This is a genomic window from Alteromonas sp. 5NS40-0096 (assembly GCF_057544385.1).
In genome coordinates this window covers 945,740-966,908 of the sequence record NZ_BAAJLQ010000001.1, presented here as the reverse complement: position 1 = coordinate 966,908, position 21,169 = coordinate 945,740, and the positions used below count along the sequence as shown (strand labels likewise).

Below are 21,169 nucleotides of genomic sequence, written 5' to 3'. Positions count from 1 at the left end.
TATATGCTAACCAGCGGGGCTCGTGGTAACGCTCGTCGCATCAATAAAGCACGCTACCCATGCGTGTTGTTGTTCCTGGGGCGTATTTAGCCACAACAGCATCATAGGTCGAGTTGTACGAATGGCATTGTCACTGGCATCGAGAAACGTATTCAGTGGTGCGGGATTATCCCCGATCACAGTTAGGTGTTGCAGCCCGCTATAATCGGTCCATCCCAATATTTCCCCCGTTGGTAAAAAACGAAACGGCTGGTTTTTTAACGCGTTGTTGAAGGTGATGTTTGCACCAAAGACGGGTTTGGAAGAAAAAGCGAGCGAGGCATCGTAATCGGCGGTGAGTAAAATAGGGTTATTTAACACCGTTACCGGATGAGAGCATTGGGTAATGCCATGAATCAATATCGCCTGCAACCCCGCACTCAGTTCAATATTTTCTTGTTCCGTTATGGCGTTTGGAATACCGATTGTCAGAGCTGATGCGTTTTCCATTACCTCGGGCAAAGGCTGCATAGGAGGCGTTAAAAATGGTAACTCATGAAGACCGGCCAAGCTGGTGAGCGTATCGTTGACTTCTGTGCCTTCGCAAAACACTGGCCCGTCAAAGTTGTACGCGCGCAAAAAGATGATTTGTAGTGGTATATCGACGTTTCGCCCAACAGCGGGAAGTGCTGTCGCGAGATGACTGAGCAAGATAATGCCAAATTCACAATCTTGATGGCTCGCGTCATATATTTTTTGCGCCACATCAAAAATGCAGTGTTGCTGCAGACTATCCTCGATGACGAGAAGTTGGCGGCAGTTTTCAATTTTCCCATCAGTGACAAGTCCACTCGTCAGACGCTGATCGAGTGTAACATCTGCGGTTAGCGCTGAATGTGGCATAGTGTCGTTCTCAAATTACTGATACTCTTGGAGAAACATCTAGTGGCACGTGTTGGTAACCGTGCATAGATTGCGTCATTAGGTTGGGTTAGCATAGAGTATTCAGGTTTAGCTGACGTTGACGCAGATCAAGCGACTATCGAACTATCGTGACTGAGCAGGGTTTGACCCACAGGGAGACAGAATGAAAAGGTTGTTAGCACTCGTATTGATGCTTTGTGCATCAATCACCGTTCGCGCAGATGCGCTACCTACCATCGAGGTGTTTACTGATGGTATGGATAAGAAGCAAGGCTTCTTTACGTTTTATTATGATGGCGAAAATGACGGTATCTATTTACAAGTAGACCAGCTGAACAGTCCCTTCATCTTTCAAACGAGTTTACCTCGTGGAGTAGGCTCTAATGATATTGGCCTAGACCGCGGGCAACTCGGCTCAACACGCTTGGTTCAATTTGAGCGTTTTGGCAACAAGATTTTGTTGAAGCACCTGAATACAGAGTTCCGTGCAGTTACTGACAACACGGCAGAGCAGGCCAGTATTAATGAAGCATTTGCCGATTCCGTTATCGCGGGTTTTACCGCCAAGGCGCAAACAGGTAATCGTATCTTGATTGAATATACAGATTACTTGCTCACCGATGTTCATGGTATTTCTAATCGCCTAGAGCGCGGTAAACAAGGCAGTTTCCAAGCGGATCCAAAGCGCAGTGGTATCTATTTACCTCGTTCGAAAGCTTTTGAATTTAATACCGAATTAGAAGCTTTGATTACCTTTGCGGGCAGAAAACCGGGTAATTTTGTTCAGCAGGTAACGCCGTCACCCGACAGTTTAAGCGTGCATTTACATCATTCATTTATCGCGTTGCCAGATGATGGCTATCAACCCCGCGCGTTTCACCCGTATTCGGGGTTTTGGAAACATCGCTTTTTTGACTATGCCACGCCTATCGCCGACGCCATGGAACAAAAATACATCGTTAGACATAGGTTGAGTAAGCGAGACCCCAGCGCCGAGATTAGCGAAGCTGTCGAACCGATTGTCTATTATCTTGACCCAGGCATTCCTGAACCTGTTATGTCCGCATTGAAAGAGGGGGCGCTTTGGTGGAATCAAGCGTTTGAAGCGGCCGGTTACAAAGATGCGTTTCAAGTTGAAATACTGCCAGAAGATGCCGACCCTATGGATATTCGCTACAACGTGATTCAGTGGGTGCATCGCGCTACACGCGGTTGGTCTTACGGTTCGTCAGTGGTCGACCCGCGTACCGGAGAGCTGTTGAAAGGTCACGTCACATTGGGGTCATTGCGAGTTCGCCAAGATTATTTGATCGCATTGGGCCTAACGAGTCCGTTTGAAGACGAAGCGGCATCCACTCAGCCACAACAAGAAATGGCGTTGGCGAGAATTCGTCAGTTGTCTGCTCACGAAGTCGGTCATACCCTCGGTATCGCCCACAATTTTGCGGCGAGTGAAAATGGCAGGGCGTCGGTGATGGATTATCCTCATCCGAAAGTTTCTCTCAAGCGCGGAAAAATTGTTTTAGATGACGCTTACGACGATAAGATTGGCGAGTGGGACAAATATGTGGTGGCATACGGGTATCAAGACTTCACCGATGCCAACGCAGAAAGTGAAGGCCTAGCGGCGTTGGTGGCGCAGGCCCAAGCAAAAGGGTTCAAGTACAAATCCGACCCAGATACGCGATCGGCACGACACGCCTCGAGCGACGGTCATTTGTGGGACAACGGGGCTGACCCGATACAAGCATTCGAAGAAATGGCAGCCGTGCGTAAAGTCGCGCTAGATAACCTTGGGATCAATACCATAGAAACCGGGGCGAATTTATCGTCGATTGAAGCGGCTTTGGTGCCTATTTATTTACTCCATCGATACCAAATCGATGCGCTGGCGAAACAGGTCGGTGGCGTCAACTACCAGTATGAAGTGAAGCGCGACGGCGTGAAACCCGAGGGTGTGTCTATCGTTGACCCGAGAACGCAAAAACAAGCCGTGAAATTGCTGGTTGATGCATCTGGGGCTGAGTTCCTCCGGTTACCCGACTCGTTGTTAGGGCTTATTCCGCCCAATGCATACGGAGAAGATATCACCCGGGAGTATTTTACCAGCCGCACGGGTAGAGTATTTGACCCCGTCTCTGCAGCTGAAGCGGCAGCAGGCTATAGTCTTGCCAACTTACTTCATCCTGAGCGCTTGAATCGACTTGCTTGGCAGAGCAAACAAAACCGCCAAGTCCCTTCGGTTTCTCAGGTTGTAAAGCGCATTTTAGAGCAACACTGGTACAACAGCAGTGCCGACTATGGATTGCAATCACGTTTACAATTGGTAGCGCTGAACGCCATTATGACGGCGGTTATCAGTGATAAGGTGGCCCCTGAAGTGAAGCTTGCATTGCAAGCAGAGTTGTTGGCATTTGAGGGCTGGTTGAAACAAAACAGCAAGCAGCCAACCCATCGCGTGTTGCTAAATCACATGGCGCGATACTGGGAAACAGGTGCTTGGCCAGGCTTGTTTAGTGTAGTGCCACTACCGCCAGGTTCACCTATCTAGGTCGGTGATACATAGCGTTTAAAAAAGGGGCTTTGGCCCCTTTTTTGTATTTCTTGGTAGTAGTCCAATGCGCCCTAAGTGATGTCAAAGTAATTGGTAAAACACTTGTAGAGTTGAGTACCACTTAGCACCGACGCCGAAGGGAAATGTAGCATCGGAATCAAATCGCACGGTGCTGTTAGAGTATGCACCGCTTTGTCGTTATCCAAATCGTCGATGTTAAGTACTCTTGCCAATACTTCACCTTGAGCGACAACATCACCCGGTTTTACGCAGTACTCCACCATACCACCAAAATCCGTATACAGGGTTTTGTAGTCTTCTAGCATCACACCCACTCTGCGCATGTTTTCGGGCACTAGATGGCTATCAATCACCACGTCTTTGGCGGTCAGGTAGGTTAAAATACTCTGTGCATCAACTTCACCTTCAGTGAAGTCAATAACTTCTTGGCTGCCCATTTCCAACGTAAATGCTTCTACACCAAAGTCGACATCGCGATGGAACTTATTGGATAATGCGTCTTGTAACGTCCACCATGGGCAAAATGTCGCTTCGTCCAGCGCACCAGCGAAAGTATTGGGAATGAAAATACAATGCGGGATGTTAAACAACGCCGCTGATGCTCGGGCGTATGAAGGGATGTATAGGTGTCTTGTCGAAACAGGACCATTGTGCAAATCCAAAACAAAATCGGCATCAACCGCCAATTGTTGCAGTTTTAGATTTAATTGTTGAGCCAAACCTAATCCCCATGGCGTCGACAATTTTTGTTCGATTGCGTGGTTGAGGTGTTGTCTGAAACGTTGCTTGATACTATCAATACACTCTTCAGGCGTGACTTGTTCGGCAAACTGCATAACCAGGTCGTGATCGTAGAAATATCCTCGATTCCAGTTGGTCCCATTGACCGGGTCGAAACGGCCTAATGTGTATTCACCAGCTTTGATATTCGTGCCCACGGGATTGCAGTTAGGTACTAAAGTGATTTCACCGCGAATAGGCAGTTGTTTAAGCAACTGTAATAAGTGATAGATAACGACATTACCTTGAACTTCTGCGCCGTGAATAGAGCTTTGTATGTAGATTTTTGGGCCTGGGGCATCGCCTTTAATGGTGTAGATAGGCACGTTCATATTCCGGCCTGACGCGTTTTGTGCTACCACCATGTGGCGTTTTGTTATTGTTGTCATTATTACTTACCTAGCGTCGATGGAGTACCGCAAACAGGGCACCCTTTTTGTCGTTTAACTTTAAATGTCTGCCATTGATGCGTGATCGCATCAAACAGTTGCAATGATCCGGTAGGTGCATGGCCGATATCGCCCAATATCTTAACGGCGAGTAACGCTTGTTGGGTACCAATTGCGGTCACCACAGGGCCTAAAATCCCGTTCTCACTGCACGATAAATCCATAGGTGGAATTAAGTGGCTCAAGCATTGGTAGCAAGGGGCATCTGCCTTGGGGTGCCAAACAAACAGCTGACCTTCTAAGCGAATTGCGGCGCCACTTACCAGTGGTGTCGCTAATTCTACGCATAGACGGTTGATTTGTTCCCGTGAGTCCATATTATCAGTACAATCAAGTACAACATCAACGGTAGCGATTTGATGTTTTAATTCTTCGTCGCTCAAACGATTTGGCAACACGGAGATATTACATTCGCTATTTCGTTGGCTGAGAGCTTGCTTGGCGGCATCGACTTTTTTGCGCCCAACATCTGACTCATTGAATAAGATTTGACGGGGCAGATTGTGCAATTCAACAATGTCGTCATCAACAAGTATAAGGTTACCTAAACCACTGCTACACAGTGACAATGCGCTAGCGCAGCCAAGACCGCCGACCCCTAAGACCAGTGCTGACCCGTTTAGCAAACGTTCTTGACCCTCAAGGTCAATTTGGGGCAAAACAATTTGTCGGTTGTAGCGCATAGCTTGTGCATGTGACAGGGTAGAAGGCATCGTATGAAAAACTCGTCCGCGTTTTGGTAATGTTTATGCTTGGAATATTTGGGCTAAAAAAGCGAATTCAAAGGTGTAAAAGTCACACCACTACAAAGGATATCATATGACAACTGAAGCTCACGCACTAAATATCGCGGTGCTAACCATTTCCGATACGCGAACGCTTGAACAAGATAGCTCAGGCCAATATTTGGTTGATGCGTTAGCGGAAGCTGGCCATACGCTTGCCGCCCGTGATTTGGTTAAAGACGATATTTACCAACAACGTGCCGTAGTTTCCCAATGGATTGCTGATAAAAATATCCAAGCGATTTTGGTAACCGGTGGTACAGGGTTCACTCATCGCGACTCTACTCCAGAGGCGTTGAGCGTACTCTTTGATAAAACCGTAGACGGATTTGGTGAACTGTTTCGACAGCTGAGTTACGAGGAAATTGGCACATCAACAATTCAGTCTCGCGCCATTGCAGGTTTTGCCAACAAAACCGTTATCTTTTGCTTGCCAGGTTCAACCGGTGCCTGTCGAACGGCTTGGAACGGGATTATCTGTTCACAACTTGATTCCACCTTTAGACCGTGTAATTTCGTTACACACCTAGTGGATTAAAGGTTATGGAGTTTAGTCATCTCAATCAGCAAGGCGAAGCCAATATGGTGGATGTCAGCGAAAAAGCAGTCACAACTCGCGAGGCAACTGCCCACGGTTTTATTGAAATGCAAGCGGTCACGCTGGACAAAATTCAAAACCAAGCGATGGCAAAAGGCGATGTATTCGCCGTTGCCCGCATTGCTGGTATTCAAGCAGCAAAAAAATGTGCTGATCTCATTCCTCTTTGTCATCCACTCGCCTTGTCTAAAGTCGACGTTGATTTTGTCGTCGACGAACCGCAACAGCGAATCGAGGTACGTTGCTTTTGTAAACTCGCTGGGAAAACTGGCGTAGAGATGGAAGCACTAACCGGTGCCAGTGTGGCGTTACTCACTTTGTTTGACATGTGCAAAGCGCTGGACCCCGCTATGACGATGACGGGCATTCGAGTGCTCGAGAAAAAAGGGGGTAAGACTGGGCACTGGCAGGCAACGGACGCGCAATCATGATTACGGTGAAGTTTTTCGCGCAAGTACGAGAGCTGGTTGGCACTGACAGCGCAAGCATACCCGCCGACGGGGTGGCGACCATCGCCGATGTCAGCGCCGCGCTTTGCCAGATTTTTCCTAATTGGAAAACCATTAGTGCAGACCCGATGTTGATGGCATGTAACCAGGATATCGTTGACGCAGAACACCCAGTTAAGGCAGGTGATGAAATTGCTTTCTTCCCGCCAGTCACGGGTGGATAAAATGGCCTTTATTGATATAACCGAAGCGGCGTTTTGCCAACAATCGCTTTACGATAGATTGCATCACGATGGCCATGGCGCTGGCGCCATTGTCACTTTCACTGGGTTGGTCAGAGATTTCAATCACAATGGGCAGATTGACGGCATCGAACTTGAACATTACCCAGGTATGGCTGAAGCTATTTTTCAGCGCTTACTCAACGAAGCGATAGCCAGATTTGATTTACTCAATGCTGGCGCGGTTCACAGGGTAGGGCGACTACAAAATTTTGAACCGATTGTTTGGGTCGGCACAGCGGCTTCTCACCGCAAAGCCGCATTTGATGCTGCGAACTTCATTATGGACTCTCTCAAAAAAGACGTGCCGATTTGGAAAAAAGAATGGGCCCAGGGGAAAAGTGAATGGGTTGCAGTAAAGGCGTCAGATCAAGCAGCGGCAAAGCGCTGGCAATCGGAGTAATTGTCTGGGCTGAACTTGTACGTAATGGCTTAGCCGCTATTCTTCCTTTGTGCAGTGCCCGGCCCGTGAGTCAATCAGCCTGAGTTCGATAAAGCGCGCGTCGCAATAACGTTTCACATTACAGCCCGTCCATTTGGCAATGCCGCTTAGATTACCCGAGAGTAGCGGTGTTGCAGTGCACTTGAGTAGGCGTCGAATGCCATCGCAATCACTCGAGTCACTAGCCTTGCATGGGGTAAAATGGTGAGTTGTTGGTCATCAAAGGTAACCAGACCGTCTTGAACAAAAGGCCGCAAACTCTCTAATGCGTCACCAAAGTAATCGGCGAATAAAATATCAAACTGTTTCTCAATCTCTGAAAAATCCACATGCATATTGCACATTAACGCCATGATGACACTGCGGCGGATAACATCGTCCGTGTCTAGGTGGTAGCCTTTTTCGGTAATATCACCATGTGCATCGATTTTGGCATAATACGCTTTCAACGTTTTTGGGTTTTGGCCATAGGCGTTGTCGATGGCGCTTATTGATGAGACACCCAACCCAAGTAAATCAAGATCGCCTCTTGTTGTATAGCCTTGGAAATTTCGGTGAAGTTCGCCCTTTTGTAATGCAACGGCTAGCTCGTCGGATGGTTTGGCAAAATGATCAATGCCAATCATTACATAATCAGCTTCTGATAGCCGCTTGGCCGCGAGTTTAATCAGCGCTAGCTTAGTATCAGGGGAAGGCAACCAGTCATCTTTGATTTTTCGCTGAGCGGCAAATCTGCTAGGCAAATGGGCATAGCTGAACAATGAAATCCGGTCTGGTTGCATTGCTATGACAGCACTTAGCGTGGTGCGGAATGTTCTTTCAGTTTGATGGGGTAAACCGTAAATCAAATCTAAATTTATCGACTGGAACCCCACTTCTCTTGCGTGTTGGACAAGGTTTGCTATGTCTTTGGTACTTTGTACGCGATTAATTGCCTCTTGTACTTGAAAATCAATGTCCTGAACACCGAAGCTCAATCGGTTGTACCCAAGAACCGCGAGGTGGGTTAACGCGTCTGTGTCCAAAGTTCGGGGATCTGCCTCTATGCTCCATGTGGCGTTATCATCAATCTCAAAGTAACGGCGTAGCATTGACACTAGGCGTGTCTGTTGGTCATCGGTTAGAAAGGTAGGAGTCCCCCCGCCAAGGTGAATTTGGCAAACGCGATAATGAGAAAAAGCAGGTTGGCGAAATGCCATTTCACGTTCAAGGTAATCGAGATAAGTATCGGCTTTTTCTTGATCACGGGTCACAATTTTGTTGCAGCCACAGTAGTAACAAGGGCTCTTGCAAAAAGGGATGTGAAGGTAAAGCGAGAGTTCATCGCTTGAACTGTCATGAGACGCTGTTTCGAGCAACCCATTTGCAATATCTGTGTTGAATGATAATGCCGTAGGGTAAGAGGTGTATCTCGGCCCATTAATGTTGTATTTCTCAACGATGGTTTTGCTAAAAAGCGACTCAATCATATTTGACATGCTTGCTGTGTTTCCCATAAAACGGCACGTGCAAAAACACATGGTGTGAAAATTCAGCTCAGCATTATATTGGGGGGCGATGCCCCCAATATTGAACAAGATCAATAAAACTTAAAATTGGTGATGTATCGTGATACCAAATTGCCTCGGCAAGCCCGGATGAGACATGATCTTGCCGGTTTGAACAGGCACGTCAAAGCCATTTCTCGCCGTATAGTTTTCATCAAACAGGTTTTTCACCCACATGGTTAATTGTGTGTCCCATTGCGCTAATGCCAATGACAATTGAGCGTTCACTAGTTGATAGCTCCCAACATGTTTTAATGGGTCATTGGTATCGTCGAGAAATACATCGCCGGTGTATTGGTAATCAGAACTCAGAGTAAAGGCGTGGTCGAATAATGGAAAGTGATATTGCCATCGAACCGACGCGGTAGTCTGCGGTTCAAAACCAACTCGGTCTCCTGCACGAGAACAAAACGGCGCGTCAGGCTGTGATCTGCCTGGGTCGTCAATGCCCGTGTGCCAAGTGTAGGCAACCCAGCACGTGCCTTGTTCAAACGTATCGAAAGTGGCAAGGTTACGTGCAAAGGCAAAGTTAAATTGCACATTCGCGGTGGCCAGCCAGGTTAACTCGGCTTCCAAGCCTTTGGTTTCAATGTTGCCTGCATTTTGCAAGTTGAAACCGGTCCCGGTGAAGGTTGTGGCTTGATAGTCATCAACCGTACCCGCATAGGCCGCAAGGTTGAGCCGCAAGTCATATTCCGGCCAGTCTTTTTTCAATCCGATTTCCCATGTGGTTGCCGTCTCTGCTTGAAACACGGGGTCTAAAAGCGGTGATATCCGGTCGGTATTGATGCCACCAGATTTAAATCCCGTCGCAAAAGCCGCGTACATCAATGTATTTTCTTGTGGTTCGTACGACAGCCTTACAGATGTAGTAACCTGGTTATCTTCAAGGGTTTCATCCAATGCTGGGCGAGGTAAAACACTTGCTGTGCCGAGTAGAAAATAACCCCAGCCATCGCGTTGAAATGGTGCCAGCGCCTGTAACGACGAGGGCATAATTGGCACACCTTGACTCAGGTTTGATGCGATTTGCTCTAGGGCACCTGCGGTAGCGATAACATTTGGCCATTGCGCTGGGTCAGACGTTAAGCCATTAATCGTCGGGCCGAGTTCATCATAGCGCCCGTTGAGTGTCTTACTTTCATCGGTATAGCGAAGCCCGAGGGAAAGACGCCAGTGCGCAGTAAGCGCTTGATCGAGATGAGCAAAAAGCGCATAGCTGTCTTGCTGTTGGACTGCAGTGTGAGCAAACTGTGTATCCGCTACAGTCGCGCGTCCTGCAGGCGCAATCAGTCCCCCGGTAAGTGAACTCAGCGCCGAGATCCCGTCGAGTAGCGGTTGAAGCTGGCTAGTGCCTGCATCGAAAAATGCAGGAAACTGTTCAAGTGTTGTCAGTGAAAAATCCAGTGCTAGGTCTTGTTCGAAATAAAACATCCCCAGCAGCGCTGACGTATTGTCACTGCGATATTGCAACCGGATTTCTTGTGAGATGGCGTCTTGTTTGGCGACATTTTTGGTACGTAGCAATGCAACATCTGAGAAATCGGAATCGATGTCATCTTCACTGTCGAACTCGCGTACACCTGTTAGTGACGTTAACTGCCAAGATGAATTAAGTTGCCAGTCAAATTGTAACGACACACCTTTGTCTTTCATGCTAGAACGAGGTAACTGGTTCAACGCGGTAATACCGTCATAAAACTCATCTCGTGTAAACACATTGCCGTTGAAAGGCGGTAAAGACAATAGCGTATCAGTACCAAATTGATTGGGCACATCGAGTGCTTGGCGATTGTCCTGCCACGTAAGTGCGGCACAACATACTTCATCCAATTCGGCATAATCCGCAATCAGGTGGAAAGTCATCGTATCGGTTGGTGTGTACAATGCTTGCAGTTTGACGCCTGAACGGTCTCTATCGTTGAGTGTGTTGTCACCAAAATGGATATCATCGATAAGGCCATCCCGAGTTGTAGAAAAACCGCCAACTCTTACAGCTAATTCGTCTTCTACAATTGAAAATGAACTCGCGGCAGAAAACGCGCGTAAATTGTTGTTGCCCACCGTAAGGCGGGCAAAGCCATTGTGATCGTCATGACTGGGTTTGGTGGAGTGCATGACGACAGCACCTGAAGGCGTGTTTTTACCAAACAGTGTACCTTGTGGGCCCCGTAGTATTTCAATGCTAGTAATATCAAACAGATCATTGATGACGCTGGTTTGTCTAGCGCGGTAGATACCGTCTACGTACAACCCCACAGATGATTCAAAACCATAGTTTTGGGAAGACGTACCAATGCCGCGAATGGCAAAACTGGTATTGGCAGCACTTTGCGCTTGGTATCCACTAAAACTCGGCGCGTATCCTTGCATATCGAATAAATCGAAACTGATGGTTTGGTTGAGCCAGTCTCCACTGAGCGCAGTAACTGCAACCGGTACGTCTTGTTGATTTTGCAGGCGCTTTTGTGCCGTAACTTCAATAACCTCTAATGATGAGGGAGATTCATTTGCATAGCTATTTGCACTCATTCCATTGAGTACAGCAACAACAGCTACAGTTACTATCCTTGTCGTGAAAGGCAATGTCTTGATAAACATGAATTCACTTTCCTCCGACTAATGGTGCCTCGTTGAATCTGGAGGCGATGAAAGTGACACACTATATCAAGGGAAGTATTAAAGCGATATGAAAAGCTAGCCCAAAAATAAAACTTAACATTATGATATATAAGTATTTATTTTGGGCTAAATTTTGTTCATTGTGCGGGTTGGCTGGGCTTTAAGGCGGCTTCTCGTACCTCTTGAGATTTGAACAGCAGCGCGAGTCTACGGCACAGCACGTAGAAAACTGGGGTAAACAGCAATCCAAAAAAGAGTACACCGAGCATACCACTAAAAACAGCAATACCCAGGGCTTGCCGCATTTCTGCGCCAGCACCTTCGGCCAGCACGAGTGGCAATACACCTAAAATAAAGGCGAATGAAGTCATCAGAATAGGCCGCAGTCGCAAGACTGCCGCTCGAATAGCGGCATCGTAAATGTTCAGGCCTTCGTCTTCTTGTTGACGTGCAAATTCGACGATAAGAATGGCGTTTTTACTTGCCAAACCGACAAGGACTACCAAGCCCACCTGAGTCAATATGTTGTTGTCTAATCCGGCGATATTGACGCCAGTAATGGCTGACAATAAGCACATTGGAACAATCAGCACGACGGCAAGAGGCATAGTCCAGCTCTCGTACTGGGCGACTAGTAATAGGAAGACGAACACCACGGCTAGCACAAAAGCAATGATACCAGTGTTGCCTGCTTGTTTTTGTTGATAGGCAAGTTCAGTCCACTCAAATCCAACGCCGGCAGGGAGAATTTGCTGTGCTAAGGCTTCCATTTTGGCCAACGCCTCGCCAGATGAGTATCCGGGGGCGGCTTCACCTGATAAATCTGCTGCCGCGAATAAGTTGTACCGCGGTACACGGGATGGCCCTGAACGGTACTCAAATGTAGCAACAGAGCTCAACGGCACCATGTCGCCATTGCGATTTTTCACTCGTAAGCGGCCGATATCATCGGGTTCCATGCGGTAGGGGGCATCCGCTTGGGCCGTAACCCGGAAGGTTCTGCCGAGCATATTGAAATCGTTGACAAACGATGAACCGAGATAAATCTCTAACGTAGAGAACACATCGGGGACGGATACGCCCAATTGCTCCACTCTTTCGCGGTCGATATCAATATAAAGTTGTGGGGTATTTGTCTCAAAAAAGCTGAAAACACTGGTGGTCTCCGGTGCTTGATTTGCGGCGCCGGCAAGTTGCCACATTGCACCTTCTAATGCGGGCAAGCCGATACCGCCCTTGTCTTGTAGCATCATTTTGAAACCACTACCATTGCCAACTCCTCGCACTGAGGGTGGTTTGATCACCACGACGAAAGCTTCTTTGATACCCGCTACCGCGCCCCAAGACTGGTTGTAAATGTCATTGAAACTAATGCCTTTTGCATTGCGTTGCTCGAAGGGCTCTAAGGTTGTGAAAACGACACCTGCGTTTGTGCTGTTGGTAAAGGTCGCACCATTGAAACCTGTGAAGGCAACAGAGTTGGCCACGCCGTCTATTTTCAAAAGGTTGCTGGTTAATTGTTTGGTGACTTCATCAGTTCGGCTGATTGACGCGCCCGATGGCAGTTGGTACGCCACAATCAAGTAACCTTGGTCTTGCTCTGGGATAAAACCTTGAGGAACCCGAGTAAATTGCCATACCGTTACCATCATCAATCCGATATACAGAACCATAATAGCTGGTCCTATTTTTACAAGCTTACAGACAACCTTGCCGTAGGCAGAGGCGAGGGCGTCAACGACCCTATTAAAGCCTCGGAAAAATAAGTCGATTGGATTTTTTGTTTGTTCGGAGTGGTCGGCCCGTTCGTGTCCGTGAAACAGCAAATTGCCCAAGGCGGGACTGAGGATCAAGGAAACAGCAACCGAAATAACGGTTGCCACTGCGATCGTTACCCCAAATTGTTGGAAAAACTGCCCTGAAATACCGCCGATAAACGCCGACGGTAAAAATACGGCAACCAAGACTAACCCCATTCCTACCAAAGCACCGCCTACCTCCTTCATGGTCTCTTGGGCCGCTTTGTAAGAAGACATCCCCTCGCTCATTAAACGTTCCATGTTCTCAACGACAACGATGGCATCGTCCACGACAATACCGATTGCCAGCACCAAACCAAACAAAGATAAATTATTGAGAGAAAAGCCAAGAGCACTCATAACGGCGAATGTTCCCACCAAGGAAACGGGAATTGCGATAATCGGAATGAGTGCCGCTCGCCAGTTTTGTAAGAACAAGATGATGACCAGTACCACTAACACTACAGCTTCGTAAATGGTCTTTTTCACTTCATCTATAGACTGACTGATAAACTCGGTTGGGTTATAGGCACTAGTCCATTCTAAGTCTTCAGGGAAGAAAGCCCCCAAGCGTTCCATTGTGGCAAAGATGGTGTCGGCAGTTTCTAACGCGTTCGACCCTGGGCGCTGAAATATCGGCATGGCGACAGCTTGATTTTCACCGAGGTAGCCGCGGGTGATATAACTCTCTGCGCCGAGTTCCACTCTACCCACATCTTTGAGCCGTACAACGCGACCGTTCTCATTCTTAATCACAATATCTTCAAATTCTGAAGGTTCGGTCAATCGGCCTTGCGTTTGAACGCCAATCTCAAAGGCCGTTTGCCCCTGAGGTACAGGCGATTGATTGAGCGTGCCACTGGCCACTTGTACGTTTTGCCCTTGCAGTGCACTGACCACCTCTGCCGCGGTCATTTCGAGTGAAGCGATCAGAGCTGGATCTAGCCAAACCCGCATAGAGTAGCGACTAGCACCAAACAGCTGCACGTCGCCAACGCCGTCAATACGTGTCAGTTCATCGAGGATTTGCAAAGAGGCATAGTTAGCGATGTAGGTTTGGTCATAAGTGCCATTGGGAGAATACAAATTGATAACCAACATCAAATCTGGCGAATTCTTTTGTGTGACCACCCCTAATCGCCGAACAGGTTCAGGGAGCCGAGGTTGAGCAATGGATACTCGATTTTGTACTAACACCTGCGCCGTATCTAAATCAGTCCCAAGTTCAAAGGTCACGGTAATGGTGACTCTTCCGTCGGATGTCGATTGCGAAGACATATACAACATACCTTCGACACCGTTGATTTCTTGTTCTAGCGGTGTCGCTACGGTTTTCGATGCAATCTCGGCATTGGCGCCGGGGTAGGTCGCGACAACTTGAACTGTAGGTGGCGCAATTTGGGGGTATTGTTCAATGGGTAACGTGAAGTAAGCTACAGCGCCGATGATCATCGTGATAATTGAAATGACGGTAGCGAATTTCGGCCGGTCTATGAAGAAAAGAGAAAAATTCATACGTCACCTATTGTGCTTCGGGATATTGTGCACTGATGTCTACCGATTGGGGCGATACCACCATTCCAGGACGCGCTCTTAGCAAACCATTTACCACGATGGTATCTGTTGCTGTTAATCCACTCTCAATCACCCTCAAGGTTTTATTATGTAGTTTACCCAGCACCACTGGGCGAGGCTGCAAACGGTTTTCCTCGTCGATGACATAAACGAATTTCATGGTTTGATTTGTACCAATGATATTGTCAGGTACTAATATCGCATCGACATTTGCTCGGGATAACAATTGCATACGACCAAACAAGCCAGGTAACAAAAAGCCTTCTTTATTTTCCAAAATGGCCCGCCCTTGAATCGTTCCCGTGCTCTGGTCTACGCGATTATCGACAAAATCCATTACACCGGGGTGCACATAGTCTTCTTCATCTTGCAGTTTCACCCTTACAGGGTTGGCCACTTCTCTTGACGATTCCCGTTGTTTAGATTGGGCGTAACGGGAGTATCGCAAGTACTCTTGTTGACCCGCTTCGAAGTAGAAGTGAATTGGATCGATAGAGACAACAGTTGTCAGTAATGTGGCGCTACCCGCACTGCCGTTAACTAAATTGCCAGTATTGACAAAGTCTCGACCCACACGGCCAGTGATGGGGGATTTTACTTCGGTAAACTCAAGGTCTAATTTCGCTTGATTCAGCTCTGAACGAGCCAGCTCGAAGTTGTTCACTCTTTGGTCTAACTGCTCTTGTGACAAGGAGTTGCGTTGGCGTAAATCCTTACCTCTGTCTAACTCTTTTTGAGCGAGGGCAAAACGGGATTCAGCCGCGTCTAACGCAATTTTAAAGGGCCTTTGATCAATGATAAACAAGGTGGTTCCTTCCTGGACTAATTGACCCTCTTGAAAATTAACTTGTTCAAGGTAGCCACTCACCCTTGCTCGGATTTCCACTTCATGAACCGCGCCAAAACGGCCCGAATACTCATCCCATTCGGTTATCGTACGTGCGATAGGTGTGCTGACGTCTACTTGTGGAGCTTGGGGCTGACTGGCTTGAGGTGGGGCGTCGGAACAGGCAGTGATCATGACAGTGGTGCACAAGCAAATTAAAAGAAGTTTATTCACGGTGTTATCTCGCAGGCAAAGGCATTTAGACAGTGTAGTCTACGCTAGACATTAACACATGATTTCTTTGAAAATTTTGAAAAAAAACTGGGTTCGAAATGTCGCTGTTCAAACCCATAATATTACTATCGATAGTGCATTTGTCCGTAAAGTGTGGGTAAGATGCGCAAGCACTCCAATCTTAAGGCGCGATGGAAAACGATACATTCTGCAAGGTGATGTCATGAACGAAGCTAGTGTTATTCAACAACTCAATGACATTCTGCAAGAAGACGAAGATCGTATGTCGATGCTTAACGTTGTGGCCTCGCAATTCATCCCTGAAAGTTATATTGCCGCAGGCTTTGTCCGAAATATGGTGTGGGACTATTGCCATCAAAACAGCGTCTCTACGCCGCTTGCTGATATTGATGTGATTTACTTCGATGCCGGCAATGTCGAAAGTGAGGCCGACCTCAGATATCAAGCGGCACTGGAAAAAGCCATGCCCAACGTCAATTGGCAAGTGAAGAATCAAGCGAGAATGCACGTGCGAAATGGCCATCCTCCCTATTTGGATATTGTCGATGCTATGCGGTTTTGGCCCGAGATGGAAACGGCCGTTGCCGTGCGCTTAACCCCCACCGGTATGAAGTGGTGCAGTGGCTTTGGTTTAGCGAGATTGTTTGCCCAAACGGTAACGCACAATCCTGCAAGGCCAATGGCGTTGTTTGAACAGCGGCTAAAGAACAAAAATTGGCAACAACGGTGGCCCAACTTACGTGTGGTCTTTGATGAAAAACAAGGCAGATAAATGAAATTACAGAACGATTTTTCTCAATTGTGTTTTGAATTGCTACAAATCGTTGGCCCGGTGACTTACAAGCGTATGTTTGGTGGGGTAGGTTTTTTTCTTGATGGGTGCATGTTTGCCTTAATTGCTGACAACACCCTCTATTTCAAAGTCGATGACTCAACACAATCCTTGTTTGTGGAAGAAGGGTTGAGCCCTTTCACTTATGTTCGAAAAGGTAAGTCTATCGCATTGCGTTACTATGAAGCACCTGAGGTTGTGTTTGAGGACGCTAATGGAATGAGACATTGGGGCAATATTGCGTACTCTGCCGCCAGGCACGCGATGTTAAAAAAGGAAGCGTGAGTATAACGAAGCGTTGGGTTATTTAATAACCAGAAACATAGATTTGTTGAATCTACCCTTATTCAAATTATCAATTAAACTTATGCCTCGCAATTCTCTACCATCGTTAACATAATGCTAACAAAAGAGGTTACGATGGCTGAGATTTATTTAGTCAGACACGGCCAAGCGTCGTTCGGCGCGGAAAATTACGACAAACTCAGTGAGCTTGGGTTCAAGCAAGCCGTGTTACTCGGCGAGTATTGGAAGCGTCGAGACATGAGCTTCGATGCTATATACATGGGGGACATGGTTCGTCATCGCGAAACCGCCGAAGGCATTCTCCAAGGGCTTGATGTGACGCAAAACATCAGTATCCACCCAGGTTTAAATGAATTTGATTTTGCTAATGTGGCAGAAGTCTTCCTCAAACAACACCCTGAAGCTATGGTTCCCGAAGGCGCACCGCGAAGCGCGTTTTATCGCTTGCTCAAACAAGCGATGACGGCCTGGTCTCAAGCGTCTTTACCCGAGAGTGAACTGGCCGAAACGTGGCAGGCGTTTCAAAAGCGCGTGTTGGACTCACTTACCGATATGTACGGTTCAGGAAATAAACGCATCTTGGTTGTTAGCTCTGGTGGGGCGATCGCTAGCCTTATTGCGCATGTGATGTCTACTGGGCCACAAGGTGTCATCAATCTCAATCTACAAACTCGCAATGCCAGCATTAGTCAAATACTAGTAGGTAAGCAATCTGCCAGCTTATCGACATTTAACCACGTGCCTCATCTAGACGTACCGGGGCAGCCTGATCTCATTACCTACAGTTAACGGTGAGGATAAACAATGAATTTTGAATACAGTGAAAAAACTCAAGGATTGATCGACAAGCTCGAGCGCTTTATGCAGGAAGAGGTATATCCCATTGAGAAGGCCTACATTGAACAAGTAGAGGGCAGTCCAAACCGTTGGCAAACACCGGTAATGATGGAAGCGTTGAAAACCAAGGCGAAAGAAGCGGGTCTTTGGAACCTATTCTTACCCGAAGAATACTTACCTTATGGCGCTGGTCTATCGAACCTAGAGTACGCACCTTTGTGTGAGATTATGGGCCGAATTCCATTCAGTGCAGAAATTTTTAACTGCAGCGCGCCTGACACTGGCAACATGGAAGTGTTAGCAAAATACGGCAGCGAAGCTCACAAGAAAGCGTGGTTGGAGCCTCTGTTACACGGCGAGATACGCTCAGCATTTGCGATGACAGAGCCTGCAGTCGCGTCTAGTGATGCAACCAACATTGAAACGGCAATTGTCAGAGATGGTGATGAATATGTCATCAATGGTCGAAAGTGGTACACCAGTGGTGCGATGAATGAAAACTGCCAAATAATGGTAGTGATGGGTAAAACAGATTTTGACGCACCAAGGCATCAACAGCAGTCTCAGATTCTCGTACCAATGAATACACCGGGTGTCACCATCGTTCGTGCTATGTCTGCGATGGGCTATTACGATGAGCCAGTCGGTCACGCAGAAGTACTGTTCGAAGACGTACGCGTGCCAGCGGAAAATCTTTTAGTCGGAGAGGGTAAAGGGTTTGAAATTGCACAAGGTCGATTAGGGCCGGGCCGTATTCATCACTGTATGAGATTGATTGGTTGTGCACAACGAGCGTTAGATCTCGCTTGTGAGCGAGTAGAGTCGAGAATTGCATTTGGTCAACCGTTGAGCAAACAACAAAGTGTCCGCGAGAGCATCGCAACCATGTACTGCAAGATTGAGCAAGCTCGATTACTCACGCTAAAAGCCGCTGACAAAATGGATAAATTTGGCAACAAGATATCTCGTGATTTGATTGCTGCGATTAAAATCGTCGCGCCCCAAATGGCCTGCGAAGTGATTGACGAAACGATTCAGATGCATGGCGCAGCTGGTACTAGTCAGGACTTTACGCTTTCCGCCATGTTAGCTTACGCAAGAACCGTGAGGTTGGCTGATGGCCCAGATCAAGTGCACATGATGCAATTGGGCAGAAATTTGATCAGTGATACCAATGCTAAACGTTCGATGAAGTAGCGAGACATCAATGAGTGTAACAACGTTAGATTTAACGGTTTTAAATGCTTACCTTGCGGCGCATTGTCCTGAAGTCGGCCAGGTAACCGAGGCCGAAAAGTTCAGCGGCGGCCAGTCGAACCCGACTTTTAAGTTGACCACCGATAACGGCGTGTTTGTTTTGCGTCGTCAGCCGCCTGGAAACTTACTGAAGTCCGCCCACGCTGTGGATAGAGAATACCGAGTGATTCGTGCACTGGCCAATACTGATGTCCCCGTACCCAAGGCTTACCATTTGTGTGAAGACGTCAGCATACTTGGCAGCATGTTTTACATTATGGAATGCGTGGAAGGGGATATCTACTGGAATTCAGCCTTGCCTGAAGTAGCTTCAAAGGCCCGACGGCACGCTATGTACGATGAAATGAATCGCGTGCTTGCCGCATTGCACAGCGTTGATGTTGCAGAGGTGGAGTTGTCCGATTATGGCAAACCTGGCAATTATTTCGAGCGTCAGCTGTCCCGTTGGACCAAGCAATACCGCGCGTCAGAAACCGAATATGTCGAAGACCTTGAACATTTGATTGATTACTTAGAACGCCACCTACCTGAAGATGATGGTTTGGTGTCACTGGTACACGGTGATTTTAGGCTCGACAACATGATGTTCAAACGCACCCAAGATGACACCGCCGAAGTCGTGGCGATATTGGACTGGGAGCTGTCAACGCTAGGCCATCCGTACGCAGATCTCGCTTATCAGTGTATGCAGCTGCGTTTGCCCGCAGACCTCGCTCATGCATCTGGCCTCGGAGGCTTGGACAGAGAGGCTCTAGGTGTACACAGTGAGGAAGACTACGTGCGCTTGTATTGCGAAAGACGGGGCATTGAATCAATAGATAACTGGACGTTTTACATTGCATTTAGCTTCTTCCGATTAGCAGCGATTTTGCAAGGTGTAGTGAAGCGTTCATTAGACGGCAATGCATCCAATGCAAAAGCCGCCGCGTTGGCGCAGATGGTTAAGCCACTTGCTGCTCTCGCTGCCCAAAGTATTAAATGACAGAATTAAAAACTAAGGAATTCGAATATGAAAGCCATTGTGTGTCATGAATTTGCACCGGTAGAACAACTCCGTTTTGAAGACGTGCCAGACCCAGTGATTAAACCGGGTCACGTTGTGATCGATGTCGAAGCCGCTGGTGTTAATTTTCCAGATGGATTGTTGGTTCAAGGTTTGTATCAAATGCAGCCACCGTTTCCTTTTATACCGGGAAATGAAGTAGCTGGAACAATAGCCGAAGTCGCTGATGACGTGCCGTTTTTGAAGCCAGGCATGCGTGTAATCGGCCTGGGTACCTTAGGCGGCTATGCGGAAAAAGCGCTGATTCCGGCCATGCAGGTAATGCCACTTCCCAATGAAATTCCAAGTGATGAAGCTGCTGCGCTCGTCACCGCTCACGCGACTGCCCATCATGCTTTGAAGCAACGTGCTAAGTTACAGCCGGGTGAAACCTTAGTTGTGACGGGAGCCGCTGGTGGCACTGGCTTAGCGGCTGTACAGATTGGCAAGATAATGGGCGCAAAGGTCATCGCGGTTTGTTCAACGGAAGAAAAATTGGCATTAGCAAAAGAAAATGGTGCTGATGTACTGATTAACTATACCGAGCAAGACTTAAAAGAAGCGTTGAAAGAGGCCACTAACGGGAAAGGTGCCGATGTGGTTTACGAATGTGTCGGTGGTGATACTTTCCATACCTGTAGCCGTTCAATGGCATGGGAAGGACGCTTGTTAGTCGTGGGTTTTGCAGGTGGTGAAATCCCCAAATTCCCAGTAAACCTGTCTTTGGTTAAAGGCTATTCTGTGGTTGGCGTGTTCTGGGGCTCATTTACACAGCATGACCCTAAAACCTTCCAAGCAAACATGCAGGAACTCGTTAAGTGGTATGTTGAAGGTAAAGTAAAAGTCGTGGTTGACGAAGCTAAACCGTTAAATGACGCGAGTGCCGCTTTATCCAAAGTGTTAAATCGTGAAGTTAAAGGTAAAATGGTACTAACCACAAAGTAACATGATGGGGCTGGCCGAGTGTCCAGCCCCGATCGGTTCAGCGCTATTGATTGTTGTGTCGTGC

18 protein-coding genes are annotated in these 21,169 nt (G+C 47.5%); 11 read left to right on the top strand and 7 right to left on the bottom strand.

Annotated elements, in window-relative coordinates:
* Positions 1-6 precede the first annotated feature (6 nt).
* Complete coding sequence (locus AC27G9_RS04450; protein ID WP_487071433.1) at positions 7-882, bottom strand: hypothetical protein; 876 nt, start codon at positions 880-882, stop codon at positions 7-9.
* A gap of 184 nt (positions 883-1,066) precedes the next feature.
* Between AC27G9_RS04450 and AC27G9_RS04445 the strand changes: the two genes are divergently transcribed.
* A complete protein-coding gene (locus AC27G9_RS04445; RefSeq protein WP_487071431.1) occupies positions 1,067-3,454 on the top strand; it encodes a zinc-dependent metalloprotease in 2,388 nt (795 codons plus the stop codon).
* 74 nt (positions 3,455-3,528) lie between these two features.
* Here AC27G9_RS04445 and AC27G9_RS04440 read toward each other — a convergent pair whose 3' ends face one another.
* A complete protein-coding gene (locus AC27G9_RS04440; protein WP_487072055.1) occupies positions 3,529-4,650 on the bottom strand; it encodes a peptidase M14 in 1,122 nt (373 codons plus the stop codon).
* Entirely contained in the window at positions 4,650-5,420 is a 771-nt protein-coding gene (locus tag AC27G9_RS04435) for a HesA/MoeB/ThiF family protein (protein WP_487071429.1), read from the bottom strand. Before AC27G9_RS04435 ends, AC27G9_RS04440 begins: the two co-directional genes overlap by 1 nt.
* 106 nt (positions 5,421-5,526) lie before the next feature.
* Between AC27G9_RS04435 and moaB the strand changes: the two genes are divergently transcribed.
* Genes moaB through AC27G9_RS04415 form a run of 4 tightly spaced genes read left to right on the top strand, consistent with a single transcriptional unit; the run spans position 5,527 to position 7,223 of the window.
* Positions 5,527-6,030 carry a molybdenum cofactor biosynthesis protein B gene (gene moaB, locus AC27G9_RS04430; RefSeq protein WP_487071427.1) on the top strand — a complete coding sequence of 168 codons (504 nt, stop codon included), beginning with the start codon at positions 5,527-5,529 and terminating at the stop codon, positions 6,028-6,030.
* Positions 6,031-6,035: 5 nt separating this feature from the next.
* Positions 6,036-6,521: a cyclic pyranopterin monophosphate synthase MoaC gene (moaC, locus tag AC27G9_RS04425; RefSeq protein ID WP_487071425.1), complete on the top strand. Its 486-nt coding sequence runs from the start codon at positions 6,036-6,038 to the stop codon at positions 6,519-6,521.
* Positions 6,518-6,763 (top strand): molybdopterin converting factor subunit 1, encoded by a 246-nt coding sequence (moaD, locus tag AC27G9_RS04420; protein WP_487071423.1) that lies wholly within the window; start codon positions 6,518-6,520, stop codon positions 6,761-6,763. The genes moaC and moaD overlap by 4 nt, the downstream gene beginning before the upstream one ends.
* A 1-nt stretch (position 6,764) precedes the next feature.
* Complete coding sequence (locus AC27G9_RS04415; protein WP_487071421.1) at positions 6,765-7,223, top strand: molybdenum cofactor biosynthesis protein MoaE; 459 nt, start codon at positions 6,765-6,767, stop codon at positions 7,221-7,223.
* A gap of 146 nt (positions 7,224-7,369) precedes the next feature.
* Here the strand turns inward: AC27G9_RS04415 and hemN are convergent, their stop codons facing one another.
* The 4 genes from hemN to AC27G9_RS04395 all read right to left on the bottom strand — a co-directional run bounded on the left by hemN (position 7,370) and on the right by AC27G9_RS04395 (position 15,865).
* Positions 7,370-8,740 (bottom strand): oxygen-independent coproporphyrinogen III oxidase, encoded by a 1,371-nt coding sequence (gene hemN, locus AC27G9_RS04410; RefSeq protein WP_487071419.1) that lies wholly within the window; start codon positions 8,738-8,740, stop codon positions 7,370-7,372.
* A 111-nt stretch (positions 8,741-8,851) separates the two neighbouring features.
* Positions 8,852-11,410 carry a TonB-dependent receptor gene (locus AC27G9_RS04405; protein ID WP_487071417.1) on the bottom strand — a complete coding sequence of 853 codons (2,559 nt, stop codon included), beginning with the start codon at positions 11,408-11,410 and terminating at the stop codon, positions 8,852-8,854.
* A gap of 158 nt (positions 11,411-11,568) precedes the next feature.
* A complete protein-coding gene (locus AC27G9_RS04400; protein ID WP_487071415.1) occupies positions 11,569-14,745 on the bottom strand; it encodes an efflux RND transporter permease subunit in 3,177 nt (1,058 codons plus the stop codon).
* Positions 14,746-14,752: 7 nt separating this feature from the next.
* A complete protein-coding gene (locus AC27G9_RS04395; RefSeq protein WP_487071413.1) occupies positions 14,753-15,865 on the bottom strand; it encodes an efflux RND transporter periplasmic adaptor subunit in 1,113 nt (370 codons plus the stop codon).
* Between the two features lie 223 nt (positions 15,866-16,088).
* Here AC27G9_RS04395 and AC27G9_RS04390 point away from each other — a divergent pair, with 223 nt between their 5' ends.
* The 6 genes from AC27G9_RS04390 to AC27G9_RS04365 all read left to right on the top strand — a co-directional run bounded on the left by AC27G9_RS04390 (position 16,089) and on the right by AC27G9_RS04365 (position 21,105).
* Complete coding sequence (locus AC27G9_RS04390; RefSeq protein WP_487071411.1) at positions 16,089-16,658, top strand: nucleotidyltransferase family protein; 570 nt, start codon at positions 16,089-16,091, stop codon at positions 16,656-16,658.
* Positions 16,659-17,003, top strand: coding sequence for a TfoX/Sxy family protein (locus tag AC27G9_RS04385; RefSeq protein WP_487071409.1), 345 nt, complete (start codon positions 16,659-16,661; stop codon positions 17,001-17,003).
* 135 nt (positions 17,004-17,138) lie between these two features.
* A complete protein-coding gene (locus AC27G9_RS04380) occupies positions 17,139-17,813 on the top strand; it encodes a histidine phosphatase family protein (RefSeq protein ID WP_487071407.1) in 675 nt (224 codons plus the stop codon).
* Between the two features lie 15 nt (positions 17,814-17,828).
* Entirely contained in the window at positions 17,829-19,058 is a 1,230-nt protein-coding gene (locus AC27G9_RS04375) for an acyl-CoA dehydrogenase family protein (RefSeq protein ID WP_487071405.1), read from the top strand.
* A 10-nt stretch (positions 19,059-19,068) separates the two neighbouring features.
* Positions 19,069-20,100, top strand: a complete 1,032-nt coding sequence (locus AC27G9_RS04370) for a phosphotransferase family protein (protein WP_487071403.1) — start codon at positions 19,069-19,071, stop codon at positions 20,098-20,100.
* A 27-nt stretch (positions 20,101-20,127) separates the two neighbouring features.
* Positions 20,128-21,105, top strand: coding sequence for an NADPH:quinone oxidoreductase family protein (locus AC27G9_RS04365; RefSeq protein WP_487071401.1), 978 nt, complete (start codon positions 20,128-20,130; stop codon positions 21,103-21,105).
* Positions 21,106-21,169: the final 64 nt, after the last annotated feature.

Excerpts from the sequence above, each read along its gene's own strand:
- hemN (WP_487071419.1), bottom strand. The coding sequence starts at position 8,740 with ATGTCAAATATGATTGAGTCGCTTTTTAGCAAAACCATCGTTGAGAAA.
- AC27G9_RS04380 (WP_487071407.1), top strand. The coding sequence starts at position 17,139 with ATGGCTGAGATTTATTTAGTCAGACACGGCCAAGCGTCGTTCGGCGCG.
- AC27G9_RS04390 (WP_487071411.1), top strand. The coding sequence starts at position 16,089 with ATGAACGAAGCTAGTGTTATTCAACAACTCAATGACATTCTGCAAGAA.
- AC27G9_RS04450 (WP_487071433.1), bottom strand. The coding sequence starts at position 882 with ATGCCACATTCAGCGCTAACCGCAGATGTTACACTCGATCAGCGTCTG.
- AC27G9_RS04445 (WP_487071431.1), top strand. The coding sequence starts at position 1,067 with ATGAAAAGGTTGTTAGCACTCGTATTGATGCTTTGTGCATCAATCACC.
- AC27G9_RS04415 (WP_487071421.1), top strand. The coding sequence starts at position 6,765 with ATGGCCTTTATTGATATAACCGAAGCGGCGTTTTGCCAACAATCGCTT.
- AC27G9_RS04365 (WP_487071401.1), top strand. The coding sequence starts at position 20,128 with ATGAAAGCCATTGTGTGTCATGAATTTGCACCGGTAGAACAACTCCGT.
- moaC (WP_487071425.1), top strand. The coding sequence starts at position 6,036 with ATGGAGTTTAGTCATCTCAATCAGCAAGGCGAAGCCAATATGGTGGAT.
- AC27G9_RS04400 (WP_487071415.1), bottom strand. The coding sequence starts at position 14,745 with ATGAATTTTTCTCTTTTCTTCATAGACCGGCCGAAATTCGCTACCGTC.
- moaD (WP_487071423.1), top strand. The coding sequence starts at position 6,518 with ATGATTACGGTGAAGTTTTTCGCGCAAGTACGAGAGCTGGTTGGCACT.
- AC27G9_RS04385 (WP_487071409.1), top strand. The coding sequence starts at position 16,659 with ATGAAATTACAGAACGATTTTTCTCAATTGTGTTTTGAATTGCTACAA.
- AC27G9_RS04405 (WP_487071417.1), bottom strand. The coding sequence starts at position 11,410 with ATGTTTATCAAGACATTGCCTTTCACGACAAGGATAGTAACTGTAGCT.
- moaB (WP_487071427.1), top strand. The coding sequence starts at position 5,527 with ATGACAACTGAAGCTCACGCACTAAATATCGCGGTGCTAACCATTTCC.
- AC27G9_RS04375 (WP_487071405.1), top strand. The coding sequence starts at position 17,829 with ATGAATTTTGAATACAGTGAAAAAACTCAAGGATTGATCGACAAGCTC.
- AC27G9_RS04370 (WP_487071403.1), top strand. The coding sequence starts at position 19,069 with ATGAGTGTAACAACGTTAGATTTAACGGTTTTAAATGCTTACCTTGCG.
- AC27G9_RS04435 (WP_487071429.1), bottom strand. The coding sequence starts at position 5,420 with ATGCCTTCTACCCTGTCACATGCACAAGCTATGCGCTACAACCGACAA.